This window comes from Kitasatospora sp. NPDC056327 (assembly GCF_042261735.1).
GTDB lineage: Bacteria > Actinomycetota > Actinomycetes > Streptomycetales > Streptomycetaceae > Kitasatospora.
On sequence record NZ_JBHJRC010000249.1, the window covers coordinates 1 to 12280 of the forward strand.

The 12280-nt window shown below is 75.0% G+C and carries 12 protein-coding genes; 6 read left to right on the forward strand and 6 right to left on the reverse strand.

The genetic code is table 11. The annotated features are described in order from the left end of the window. Positions 1-427: 427 nt before the first annotated feature. The 3 genes from ACFCX4_RS27900 to ACFCX4_RS27910 all read right to left on the reverse strand — a co-directional run bounded on the left by ACFCX4_RS27900 (position 428) and on the right by ACFCX4_RS27910 (position 3032). The gene (locus ACFCX4_RS27900; RefSeq protein WP_376147990.1) at positions 428-1042 is read right to left on the reverse strand and encodes a vitamin K epoxide reductase family protein; all 615 of its coding nucleotides are present in this window, start codon (positions 1040-1042) and stop codon (positions 428-430) included. A gap of 121 nt (positions 1043-1163) precedes the next feature. Continuing rightward, positions 1164-1985, reverse strand: a complete 822-nt coding sequence (locus ACFCX4_RS27905) for a DsbA family protein (protein ID WP_376147993.1) — start codon at positions 1983-1985, stop codon at positions 1164-1166. A gap of 369 nt (positions 1986-2354) precedes the next feature. Beyond that, entirely contained in the window at positions 2355-3032 is a 678-nt protein-coding gene (locus tag ACFCX4_RS27910) for a hypothetical protein (protein ID WP_376147995.1), read from the reverse strand. 759 nt (positions 3033-3791) lie between these two features. Between ACFCX4_RS27910 and ACFCX4_RS27915 the strand changes: the two genes are divergently transcribed. The 3 genes from ACFCX4_RS27915 (at position 3792) to ACFCX4_RS27925 (ending at position 5897) form a co-directional block, all read left to right on the forward strand. Then, positions 3792-4070: a hypothetical protein gene (locus ACFCX4_RS27915; RefSeq protein ID WP_376147998.1), complete on the forward strand. Its 279-nt coding sequence runs from the start codon at positions 3792-3794 to the stop codon at positions 4068-4070. Continuing rightward, a complete protein-coding gene (locus ACFCX4_RS27920; RefSeq protein ID WP_376148001.1) occupies positions 4067-4453 on the forward strand; it encodes a hypothetical protein in 387 nt (128 codons plus the stop codon). The genes ACFCX4_RS27915 and ACFCX4_RS27920 overlap by 4 nt, the downstream gene beginning before the upstream one ends. A 568-nt stretch (positions 4454-5021) precedes the next feature. Further along, positions 5022-5897, forward strand: a complete 876-nt coding sequence (locus ACFCX4_RS27925; RefSeq protein ID WP_376148004.1) for a CHAD domain-containing protein — start codon at positions 5022-5024, stop codon at positions 5895-5897. 62 nt (positions 5898-5959) lie between these two features. Here the strand turns inward: ACFCX4_RS27925 and ACFCX4_RS27930 are convergent, their stop codons facing one another. Continuing rightward, entirely contained in the window at positions 5960-6757 is a 798-nt protein-coding gene (locus ACFCX4_RS27930; RefSeq protein WP_376148007.1) for a uracil-DNA glycosylase, read from the reverse strand. 242 nt (positions 6758-6999) lie between these two features. Between ACFCX4_RS27930 and ACFCX4_RS27935 the strand changes: the two genes are divergently transcribed. The 3 genes from ACFCX4_RS27935 (at position 7000) to ACFCX4_RS27945 (ending at position 9709) form a co-directional block, all read left to right on the forward strand. Then, positions 7000-8019, forward strand: coding sequence for a slipin family protein (locus tag ACFCX4_RS27935; RefSeq protein ID WP_376148010.1), 1020 nt, complete (start codon positions 7000-7002; stop codon positions 8017-8019). Positions 8020-8095: 76 nt separating this feature from the next. Then, positions 8096-8563: a CBS domain-containing protein gene (locus ACFCX4_RS27940; protein WP_376148013.1), complete on the forward strand. Its 468-nt coding sequence runs from the start codon at positions 8096-8098 to the stop codon at positions 8561-8563. A 123-nt stretch (positions 8564-8686) separates the two neighbouring features. Next, complete coding sequence (locus ACFCX4_RS27945; protein ID WP_376148016.1) at positions 8687-9709, forward strand: MBL fold metallo-hydrolase; 1023 nt, start codon at positions 8687-8689, stop codon at positions 9707-9709. A 284-nt stretch (positions 9710-9993) separates the two neighbouring features. Here ACFCX4_RS27945 and ACFCX4_RS27950 read toward each other — a convergent pair whose 3' ends face one another. Next, the gene (locus tag ACFCX4_RS27950; RefSeq protein WP_376148019.1) at positions 9994-11493 is read right to left on the reverse strand and encodes a SulP family inorganic anion transporter; all 1500 of its coding nucleotides are present in this window, start codon (positions 11491-11493) and stop codon (positions 9994-9996) included. 551 nt (positions 11494-12044) lie between these two features. Beyond that, the coding region (locus ACFCX4_RS27955; RefSeq protein WP_376148022.1) for a PaaI family thioesterase at positions 12045-12280 on the reverse strand (236 nt) is incomplete at its 5' end.

Sequence of the window (12280 nt, forward strand, 5' to 3'; positions counted from 1 at the left end):
GCCCGGGAGTGGCCGGGCGGCCGGCGGGCCACCGGTGACGGGCGGGGTGTGCTCCGCCCGTCACCGGGGTGTACTCCCCGCTACTAGGACGGGAGCACGACCGGCGGCCACGTCGGGAGACAGGGGCCGCCGCCGTAGAGCGAGGCGCCGCTGGTCAGGCGGACGGAACCCGCCTTGCGAATGGCGATCTTCTTCATGTCGGTCACCTCCTCTCATCAAGTGCCGGGACGACGGAAGGACCCCGGACGGGACCCGGCCGCACCGGAGCGGGGCCGGGTCCCGTCGGGGACACGTCATCTCTAGCAGGGGAGGAGGGCTGTACTCGATGCCCCGCGAACACATCGGGTCCAGGCCGAGAACTGGTCGCGTACGCCCCCGCGAACAGCCCCGGCCCCCGCGAACACGCGGCCGGTCACCGTGCTGCGCCTCAGAGCAGCGTCGACCAGTACGACCAGAAACGGTTCAGGACCAACAGCGCGATCACCGCCGCCCACAGCACCGGCGGCGCCCAGTGGTAGCGCGCCGCCTCCCGGACCACCGGCCGCAGCCGCGGCCCCACCGGGATCACCCCGGAGCGCAGATTGTGCAGCGTCGTGTACCAGAACAGCGGCACCACCACCGCCCACACCACCATGCAGTACGGGCACAGCGCACCGATCTCGTACAGCGCCCCGTCGATCAGCCAGTGCACGAACACCACCCCGAGCACCGTCCCGGCCTGCAGACCGAGCCAGAACCACCGGCGGTACGCGGCACCCGCCAGCAACCCGGCACCGACCGCCGCCAGCGCGCCGAACGCGGCCAGCCCCAGCAGCGGATTCGGAAAGCCGAACACCTCGGCCTGCGCGGTGCGCATCACCGAACCACAGCTGATCACCGGATTGATGTTGCAGCTCGGAACGTAGGAGGGATCCTCCAGGATCCGGAGCTTGTCGAAGGTCAGCACGGCCGAGGCGGCGAGCCCGACCAGAGCGGCGAACAGCACGAACAACGAGAACCCGCGGCCCGCGCCGACCGGCGCCCGGCCGGCGGCGTCCGGCACGGCGGCAACGGGACGGGGGGAACGGGAGGAGGGCGGCAGAGCGGTCGGTGCGGTCATGGCAGAGCACTCCGAGGAAGAAGAAGGGGCCGGCCCGGCCGTGATTCGGCCGGGCCGGTGGTGCTCACTGCAAGCCCGCGGCCTGCTTCACCTGCGCCGTGAACTGCTCCGGCGTCACCGCACGGTTCCCGCTGAACAGCGTCAGCGGCTTGCCGTCCACCTTCACCGTCGGAGTGCCCGTCACCCCGCTGTCGTTGAACGCGTCCGCGACCTTCTTCGCCCACGGCGCGTACGTCCGGTCCGTGACCGCCTTGACGAACGCGTCCGTCTTCAGCCCCGGCACCTTGTCGGCCAGCTCCAGCAGGTGGTTGACGTCACCGAAACCGTCCTCCCGCTCGTCCGGCTGGTTCGCGTACAGCACGTCGTGGTACGCCTTGAACTTGTCCACGCCCTCGTTCACCGCCGCACCGACCGCCGCCAGCGCGGTGCGCGAACCCCGGCCGCCCAGGTTCTTGTCCAGGAACGCGGCCAGGTGGTACTCGACCTTGACGCCGCCCTCGTCCACCAGCTTCCGGACGGCCTCGCCGTTGGTCGCCTCGAAGGTCTTGCAGACCGGGCAGCGGAAGTCCTCGAACACCTGGAGGGTGTGCGGGGCGTCCGCCTTCCCGTAGGTGATCACCGTGCCGTCCGGACCGGAGGTGTTCGCCGGAACCACCAGCGCGGTCGGCTCCGCGGCCTCGTTCGCCGACGACTTGCCGCCGGCCGTGCTGATCGCCAGCGCCGTACCGCCCGCCAGGGCGAGCACCGCGACGATCGAGACGCCGACCACGATCCGCCGGCGGCGGCCGGCCGCCAGCTTCTCCTGGCGCTGCGCCTCCTGGATGCGCTCACGGGCGCTGATCTTCTGGGCCTGCTTGCGGGAGGGCTTCTGGGTGGGGTGAGCCATGCTCGGTCAACTCCGTGGTGGGGGCGCGCCGCAGGGCGCGCGGGGGTGTCCCGCTCCGGTGCCCGGCGCTGCCGTGCGGGCCGGGCGCCGACCCGTGGGCGCTGCCGGGCGGGCCGGGCGCCGTCGCACGGGGCCGGCGCCGGCACGCGCCGCGGGCGCGTACGGGCCGGAGGGGGGACTGGACGGGAGGCGGAGTCGTGCGCCGGCCGCTGCGAGGCCTTCGGGGACCGTCCCCGTGGGACGGGGCGCCCGTACGAGGGGGCGTTCCCGGTGGTGCCGGGACCGGCCGCCACCGGGGCTTCCGGGCGGCGGGGCGTTCCCCGGGGCCGGGGTGCCGTCGCTCCGGGGGAGCGTCCTCGGGAGGGTTCGTCAGCAGGCGGGCGCGAGCAGCGGCGGGCCGCGGCGCGGCGCCGGGCTCAGCACCACGTCCTCGCGGCGCGGCCGGCGGTGGTCCGGGACCGGCAGCGGAACCCGCAGCACCGGCCGGGCCGGCGCCGGGACCAGCAGGAGGACCAGCGTCCGCAGCGGTGCCGCGACGGCCTGGCGCAGCGCCCGCAGGGCGCGGAGCAGACCGGACAGGGCGGCGTCGCCGAGCCGCAGGCAGGCGGCGGCGGCGAGTGCGATCACCAGGTGCACCAGCAGGAGAAGGGCCTGGGTGGCGGCGGGCGCCAGCCGTCCTGAGTGCCCCAACTGGCCGTAGAGCAGCGACGATCCGTCCACCGAGCCGCCGCCGCAGACCAGCAGGTTCATGCCGCGGGCGGGGAGGTCGCCACCGAGGATCGGGCCACAGGTGGTCTGGCCCAGATTGAAGGTCGTGTTCAGCAGCAGCTCGACCGGGACCATCACGGCCACGATCTGCGAGAGCCGCCGCTCGCCGCCGGCCAGCGTGGCCGCGACCAGGAAGACGACGGCGCTCGCGGCCACCACCAGCGTGAGCGGCAGCGGGCGGCCGGTGATGACGACCTGGCCCAGCGCGGACAGCGGCACGGCGAGCGCGGTGAACACCGCGGCCCGCAGGGCCCTCGTCGCACGGGTGGAGGTCGTCACGCTCGGGAGTATGTCACGACGCTTACACCGGGCACGAGGGTGCGTCCGGGATCGCGGCCGGATCGGTGCACAGGTTGTCCCGCATCGGTCGCGCGTTCGAAGTGCGGGGGTGCGGAGTTCACCGGAGGGATGGGTTTGGTGCGGTGACGGGCGGGTGACGGGTCATCAGCCGCTGACGGGGCGGTGGGACGGTCCGACAATCGGGCGATGGACCATGCCTTTGGTGCGGGGGCGGCCGTGGCCTCCGGGCCGGTGACGCCGCCGCCCGCGCAGCGGCCGTCGGCGGACCGGTCACCGGCGGGACGGTCACCGGCGGGACGGCCGTCGGTGGAGTGGCCGTCGGTGGAGCGGCCGCCGACGGACGGGCCGTCGGTGGAGTGGCCGTGGGCGTCATGGCCCTGGCCCGGACCGTGGTTCCCGCCGCACCCGGAGACGCCCTGCCCGGTGCCGTCCGCCCCGCCCACGTCCGCCCCGCCCACGTCCGCGCCGTCGTCGCCCCCGGCCTCGCCGTCCGCCCCGCCGTCGGGGCCGACCCCGGCCCCGCCGACTCCGGTCGTACCGTCGCCGGACGCACCGTCCGTCTCCCCGTCGGCCGCCCCCGCGCCGGCGTTCTCGCCCACGGCCTCACCGAGCGCCGTACCGGCGCCGGTCGTCCCGCCGGCACCGCCGCCGTCCGCGCACCCGGCGGGGGAGACGCCCCCGGCCGCCTCTCCGCACGCCACCAGGCCCGCGCCCCTCCCGCCCCACAGCCCGATCACGGTGGAGGCGGCCCCGGGCCCGGCGGCCGGACCCCTGCCGTCCCGGGCCTCGCCGAGCCCGCCGGCCCTGCCCCCGCCGCCGGCCCCGCCGGCCCCGCCGGCCGCCCCGGACCAGACGGCCACCCTCGCGGTCGTCGCCGCACCGCCGCCCTCGACCCCGCCGGCCGCCGGGATCGATCCGGCCGCCTGGACGGCCGTGCTCGTCCTCACCGTCCTGGTCCCGGCCGCCCTCGCGGCGGCACTCGGTCACCACCACGCGAACTCCCGGAGCCGCCGATGAACCCCGTCCCCCTGCTGAGTGCCCTCGCGTGCGTGACCCTGGCCGTCGGCGCCCTGGCGCTCGCCCACCGCGTGCGCCCGGCCGTCCCCGACGGCGAACTCCCGCCCGAACCGCACCCCGTGCTCTCCAGCATCGGCTCGGGCCTCCTCTCTGGCTTCATCCTGCTCACCGGCTTCCTGGTCGCCACCGGCTGGGCCGCCCGCACCACCGGCGTCCTCCCGCCCAAGGGGCTCTACTTCGCGGACATCGCCGCGGGGACCGCCGTCCTCCTCTACCCCGCCCTCGCCGGCCTCCCCTTCACCGCCCGCTACACCACCGCGGTGGTCTTCTTCGCCGCCCTCGTCGGCTACACCATGTCCCTCGCCGTCCAGCTGCGCCCGTAGCACCCCCACCCCCACCGCCTCCGCCGGCCGGCCCCGGGCCCGGTCTGCCGCTGCTCGGCCCCGCACGGGAAGTCGGCCCGGCCGACTTCCCGTGCGGACGGGGCGGCGGACCATACTTTGCAAAGAACAGACTTTGCAAAGTTACGAGAGGGCCCACCATTGTGGCTTCTACCTGGCCTTTTTCGCTGTGTACTTTGCAAAGTTTCTGCTTTGCAAAGTATGCAGAGGGGCCCCGTGGGAAGCGCCCGGCCCGCTGGGGCGGGGCGGGGCGGAGGGCGGAGCGGGGGGGGGGGGGGGGGTGGGGGGGGGGGCCCCCCCCCCCCCCCCCGCGCGGGGGTGTGCTTCGGCTCGCCGCAGCAGGGTTCCGTGCGGGCCGGACAGTGCCGGTGCGCACGAGAAGTCGGCCCCGCCGACTTCTCGTGAAGTGACGGCCGGGGGCACCCGTGCAGGAGTGCGCCTCGCGGGGCCCGGTGGGCCGAGGAGGGTGGCGGAATCGAGCCTGCCCGGGGCCGGCCGGGAGGGCTAGCCTGGAGGCGTTTCCGGAGGCCCCAGAAGGGGGTGAAGGCGGATGGCGGGTGACGTGGTCACCGTGGGCGAGGTCGTGCTCGGGCGGATCCGCGCCCAGGCGGAGGTGCTCGCCGGGCTGGACGCGGCGGTGCGCGCCGACGAACCGGACGCGGTGCACCGGATGCGGGTCGCCTGCCGTCGCCTGCGCAGCGCCTTCCGCACCTACCGCGGGCTGCTCGCCCCCGGCGCCACCGACGAACTGGTCGCCGAACTGCGCTGGCTGGCGGCGGCGCTCGGACGGGCCCGCGACCGCGAGGTGCTCGGCGAACGGCTGGCCGCCCGGGCGCGGGAGCTGCCCGAGGAGTGCGGGCCCGAGCAGGTCGCGGCCGAACTGGAGCGCTGGGGGACGGCCGAGCACCGGCGGATCTGGCCGGAGGTGCCGGCCGCCCTGGACAGCCCCCGCCGCCGAGCCCTCGCCGACGGCCTCGCCGCGCTGCTCGCCGACCCGCCCCTGCGCGGCCGGGCCGACCGGCCGGCCGGCCCGGAACTGGCCAGGGTGGCCGCACGGGAACAGCGCCGGACCGCCGAACGGGTGCGGGCCGCCCTCGACGACGGCGACGAACAGGACGTGGCGCTCCACGAGGCACGGAAGGCGGCCAAACGCGCCCGGTATGCGGGGGAGACCGCCCTCCCCGCGGCGGGCCGGGCGGCGGCGAGGTACGTCGAGCGGATGAAGGCCGTCCAGGAGGTGCTCGGCGAGCACCAGGACGCCGTGGTGGCCTCGGCCGCGCTCCGCGAGCAGGCCGGCTCGTCGAGGGAGCCCTTCGGCTACGGCGTGCTCTACGGCCGGCAACTGGCGGAGGCCGAGCGGGCCCGACGCGCGTTGCCCGAGGTCTGGAAGCGGGCCGCCCGGCCCGAGCTGGCGCGCTTCGCCTGACCCGTGCGCCGCGCACGGGCGCGCCGCACGGGGATCAGTCCCCGGCGCTCACTCCCCGGCGCTCACTCCTCGGCGGGGTCGAGCCCGGCGGAGCGGGCGGCCGTGCGCAGCAGCTCCCGCAGCATGACGGTGCTGAGCCGGCCGGTGTTCGTGTTGCGGGGGCTGACGTGGTAGCAGCCGAACAGCTCCAGCGGCGCGCCGCCGTCGCGGGCCGCCAGCGTGACACGGGCGCCGTGGCCGAACAGCGGCCGCGGCCGGGGGAGCACCCAGCCGGCCGCGTCCAGGGCGGGCAGCAGCGACTGCCAGGCGAAGCCGCCGAGGGCCACCACGCTGCGCACGGTGGGCCGGAGGAGTTCGAACTCGCGGGCGATCCACGGGCGGCAGGTGTCGCGCTCGCCGGTGGTGGGCTTGTTCTCGGGCGGGGCGCAGCGGACCGGGTCGGTGATCCGCACGCCGTGCAGGGCCAGGCCGTCGCCATGCCGGACGGACTCGGCGCGGTTGGCGAGGCCCAGCCGGTGCAGGGCGGCGTAGAGGAGGTCGCCGGACGGGTCGCCGGTGAAGATCCGGCCGGTGCGGTTGGCGCCGTGCGCGGCGGGGGCGAGGCCGACCAGGACGAGCGGGGCACCGGGCGGGCCGAAACCGGGGATCGGGCGGGCCCAGTAGTCCCAGTCCAGATAGGCGCGGCGCTTGGTGCGGGCGGTCTCCTCGCGCCACTCGACCAGCCGGGGGCAGGCCCGGCAGCCGGTGACGACCCGGTCGAGCACGGTGAGGTCCGCGGCCCGGGCGGCGGCCTCGGCGGGGTGGCGCGGGTGGTCCGGGTCGTCGGCCGGGTCCGGCGGACCGGCGGGGGTCTGCGGCATGGCGACGATCGTAGGCGCCTGTTGCGGATCACGTCGGGCGGTCGCCGCTTTCCCGGGGAGTGGCCCTGGCAGGGAGGGCCCGAGGGAGCGGACCGGCGGAGCGGGCCCCGGACGGTACCGCCGTGATCCGTGCGCGTTCCGGGCGGGGCCGGGCAGGCGTAGCGTGGAAGCGGTCGGCCGGTGGCCGTCGGCGCGGCCGAGACGGTGACGGCCACGGCTCGCTGCCGCGCGAGGAGGCCGTGATGGTCGTCGATGTGGTGATAGCGGTCGTCGTCGCCGTACTGCTGGTGACGGCCGTGGTGGCCGGGCTGAGCGTGCGGGTGGTGCAGCAGTTCCAGCGGGGAGTGGTGTTCCGGTTCGGCCGGGTGCGCGAGGAGGTGCGGGAGCCGGGGCTCGTCGCCCTGGTGCCGATCGCGGACCGGATGCGCCGGGTGAACGTGCAGATCGTGACGCTGCCGATCCCGGCCCAGGAGGGCATCACCCGGGACAACGTGACCGTGCGGGTGGACGCCGTCGTGTACTTCCGGGTGCTGGATCCGGTGAAGGCGATCATCAACGTGCAGGACTACGACTTCGCGATCTCCCAGGTCGCGCAGACCTCGCTGCGGTCGATCATCGGCAAGAGCGAACTGGACGACCTGCTGGCGAACCGCGAACCGATCAACCAGGGCCTGGAGCTGATGATCGACAGTCCGGCGCTGAGCTGGGGCATCGAGATCGACCGGGTGGAGATCAAGGACGTCGCCCTGCCGGAGGCGATGAAGCGCTCGATGTCCCGCCAGGCGGAGGCCGAGCGGGAGCGGCGGGCCCGGATCATCACGGCGGACGGCGAGTACCAGGCGTCCGCGCGGCTGTCGGAGGCGGCCTCGGTGATGAGCGCGACCCCGGCGGCGCTGCAACTGCGCCTGCTGCAGACGGTGGTGGAGGTCGCCGCGGAGAAGAACTCGACGCTGGTACTGCCGTTCCCGGTGGAGCTGCTGCGGTTCCTGGACAGCGCGGCCGACGCCCAGCAGCGCGCCGCGGGCCGTGACGGCGAGCGTGGTGGGGATGGGAACCGGGACGGCGGGAGGCGTGACGGCGGGGACCGGAGCGATGCCGGTGCGCCCGGGGCGGAAGCGGAGCAGGCCGAGGAGCCCGAGGCCGCGGAGCCACCGCCGCTCCCCGGCGTCGGGCAACTGGAACTGCCGCCGCTGGAGGAGCTGTTGAACCACACCCCGCTCGATCCGCCGGCCGCCCCCGGGAGCCGGGAGGAGACGCGCTGACGGGCCCGGTGGCGGGGCTTCCGGCACCGGACCACGATGGAGAGGTGGGCGGGGCAGGCACATCAGGAGGCCGATCATGACCAGTGCGGGCGACATCATGCACCGGGGAGCCGAGTGCGTCCGCGAGCACGAGACGCTCGCCACCGCGGCCCGGATCATGAAGGAACGCGGCGTCGGGGCACTGCCGATCTGCGGTGAGCGGCAGAAGCTCCTGGGCATCCTCACCGACCGCGACATCGTGCTGAGGTGCGTCGCCGACGGCCTCGACCCGGACCGGGTGACGGCGGGCGAGCTGGCCCGGGGCCGGCCGATGACGGTGGAGTCGGACGAGGACGTCGAGCAGGTGCTGCGGGTGATGGAGCAGTACCGGGTGCGCAGGCTGCCGGTGATCAACCACCCGGAGCACGAGCTGGTCGGCATGATCAGCGAGGCGGACATCGCCCGGGGCATGCCGCAGGCACGGCTGGCGGAGTTCGTGACGGCGGTCTGCGCCGAGGAGTCGCCGCGCTCGAAGGAGGTGCTGGAGACGCCACAGGGCGTGTGAGCGGAAACCTCCCGCGGAACGTGCGGTCCGTGACCCCCGGGTCGGCGCGTGGTGATCGACCGGGTGGTGCGTACGAGGTGCGCGCCACCCGGTCCCGTCGTCTGTGGAGAGGATCACCACCCCATGCAGCACCCCGGACTCGACCGGCGCACGTTCCTGGGCACGGCCGCAGTGGCCGGCGCCGGACTGGTCACGGCGACCGCGGCCCTTCCCGCCGCGGCCACCGAACCGGCGGCCGCCGCCGAACCGACCGCTGCCGCCGAACCGGTCGCGACCGCCGGGTCGGGCACCGCGCCGACCGCCGGCCGGCCGTCCGCGACCGACACCGTGTACCGCTGGTTCGGCACCGCGGGCTGGCGGATCGACCACGGTGCCCGCACCGTGCTGTTCGACCCGTACCTGACCCGCTTCGACACCGGCCTCCACAGCGGCACCTTCAGCGAGCGGACCGCGCTGAGGGTCGACACCGGGCTGGTCGACGCGCACGTCGGCCGCCCGGAGCTGGTCCTGGTCAGCCACAGCCACTGGGACCACGTCAACGACGTCCCGCACATCGCCCGCACCAACGGGGCGACCGTGGTCGGCACCGAGACCACCTACCACCTGCTGCGCGCCTGGGGCGTGCCGGCTTCGCAGCTGGTGGTGGTCCGGGGCGGCGAGGTGCTGGACTTCGGCGACGGCCTGGTGGTGGAGGCGGTGGCGAGCCGGCACAGCCGCAACGCCCACCACCAGTACTTCGCGCCCGGCACCCTGCACTCGGCGCCGGCCCGGCCGCCCGAGACGATCGGTGATCTGGTGGAGGGCGACACCCTGGCCTTCCAGGTGTCGCTCGCGGGCGGGCCGGCGGCCTTCCTCATGGGGGCGAGCGACTTCGCGGAGCGCGAGCTGGCCGGACTGAGGCCGGACGTCGCGATGGTGGCGGTGCCCGGCAGCACCGCCACCCACCGGTACGTGGCGCGGCTGCTGACGGCGCTCGGCCGGCCGCGCACGGTGGTGCCGGTGCACTGGGACACGTTCGAGACCGAGCTGGTCAACCCCGTCCGCCCGGACGCGGACCTCGGCGCGTTCCTCGCCCAGGTCCGCCAGGCCGCACCGGGCACCAGGGTGGTCGTGCCGGACTACCTGACGCCGCGCACCTTCCGCTAGCCGCCAACGACGGCGGCGCCAACGACGGCGGCGCCAACGACGGCGGCGCCAACGACGGCCGTGGCCGTGGGCCGCCGCCGTCGCCGGGCTCCCGCTCCGGGTGGTCCGGGCCCGGGAGAACCGGGTGCTCCGAGCTGCACACTTTGCAAAGTCGGGACTTTGCAAAGTACGGAGAACGGGCGGCCGGAAGGGCTGCGAAGGCCTCGGCGCAAGGAATCCTCCGGTTGGACTTTGCAAAGTACGTACTTTGCAAAGTCCAACCGGGGGACCGGTCCGGCGGGCCGTCAGTGCCCGCCGACGAGTTCGCCGGAGAGCCGGCCGTGCAGGGCGGCACTGGGGTCGTTGAGGCCGGTGATCCGGACGGTCTTCCCGCGCTGGGCGTACCTGGCCGTGACGGTGTCCAGGGCCGCGACGGAGGAGGCGTCCCAGACGTGTGCGGCGCTGAGGTCGACGACGATCTCGGCGGGGTCGTTCGCGTAGTCGAACCGGCCGATCAGCTCGTTGGCCGAGGCGAAGAACAGTTCGCCGGTCACCGCGTAGACGACCTGTGCGCCGTCGGGGGAGGTCACGGCGGTGACGTCCGCGTGGCGGGCGACGCGCTTGGCGAAGACGGCCATCGCGGTCAGGGAGCCGACCACGACCCCGACGGCGAGGTTGTGGGTGGCGACCACGCAGACGACCGTGATCACCATGACGGCGATCTCGCCCGCGGGCATCCGCCGCAGCGTGCCGGGTGCGACGGAGTGCCAGTCGAAGGTCGCGAAGCAGACCATCACCATGACGGCGACCAGCGCGGCCATCGGGATCTCGGAGACGACGGGCCCGAAGGCGATGCAGAGCACCATCAGGAAGGCCCCCGCCAGGAAGGTGGAGAGCCGGGTGCGGGCGCCGGAGACCTTCACGTTGATCATGGTCTGGCCGATCATCGCGCAGCCGCCCATGCCGCCGAAGAACCCCGTGACGATGTTGGCGACGCCCTGGCCGACCGCCTCGCGCCGCTTGTCCGACGGGGTGTCCGTGATGTCGTCGACCAGCTTCGCGGTCATCAGCGACTCCATCAGGCCGACCATCGCCATCGCCAGCGCGTACGGCGCGATCGTCGTCAGCGTCTCCGGGGTGAAGGGCACGTCAGGCAGACCGGGGACCGGCAGCGAGGACGGCAGCGCCCCCTTGTCCCCGACGGTCGGCACCGCGATCGCGGCCCCGAGCGTGATCGCGGTGAGGACGGCGATCGACACCAACGGCGCCGGCACCACCGAGGTGACCTTCGGGAACAGCACCAGCAGCACCAGACCACCGGCGAACAGCGGGTACACCGCCCACGGCACGTGGCCGAGCTCGGGCAGCTGCGCCAGGAAGACCAGGATCGCCAGGGAGTTCACGAAGCCGACCATCACGCTGCGCGGCACGAAGCGCATCAGCCGGGCCACACCGAGCGCGCCCAGCACGATCTGGAACACCCCGGCCAGGATGACGGCGGCGACGAGGTGGCCGAAGCCGTGCTCGCGGTTGAGCGGCCCGATCACCAGGGCCACCGCGCCCGTGGCGGCCGAGATCATGGCCCGGCGCCCGCCGACGACCGCGATGGTCACGGCCATCGTGAAGGAGGCGAACAGCCCGATCTTCGGGTCGACCCCGGCGATCACGGAGAAGGAGATCGCCTCCGGTACGAGGGCGAGCGCCACCACGAGTCCGGCCAGCACCTCGGTGCGCCAGACCTTGGGGTCGGACACCCAGTCGGGCAGGAGACCGCCGGGGCGGGCGGGCCGGGACGCGGCGGACACCGGTCGCGAGGGGGGAGAGGACAAGGAGCGGACCTGTCGTGCTCGGGCACGTCCGGGTGCACACCGGGCGCGCGGAGGAAGGTACGGAGTGTGGAGGGCACCCCGTCGACGGCGCGGCGGCGGGCCGGGCCGGACACGCGGAGGGACGGAGCGGGGCCCGCGCGACGGCGCGGGCCGGTCTCACGCCCGGGGGAGGGGCGTCACGGCGGGCAGGCGGCGGCGCCGGGCGACCTGGGCTCGCGCACGCTCGTCTCCTACGGGAATCGGATCTTCACCCCGGGGGCGGCATCGGCCCCGGTCCACCGGACCGCCGGGCGGCGGCACGCCACCAGGCCGCCCGCAACTCTACCCGCCGGCGCCCGCGGCCCGTCCCGCGGGACGAGAGCGCGACGAGAGCGCGACGAGGCCGGGCCGGCACACGGGCCCGGCCGGGGCACGGAGCGGGGCCAGGGCCGGCGTACGGGGCCGGGACGCGGGCCGGCCGGTAGCACTGAGGCCGGTGGTGCGAAGGCCGGCAGCCCGAAGGCCGCGACCGGCCGAGGGACCGGCGCTCAGGCCAGGGCGTAGACCGCGGTGGCGTGGGCGGCCGGCTCCTCCTCGCCCTCGGCGGTGAGGAGGATGTCGAGGAAGGCGATCCGCCGGCCCAGCTTGGTGACCCGCGCGGTCACCAGGACGTCCCGCCCGGTGACCGCGCGCTGGAAGGCGGTGGACTGCTGGACGGTGGTCATCGGCCCGAAACCGCCCCGGGCCGCGGACACCGCGATCACGCTCGCGGTGTCTGGTCGGC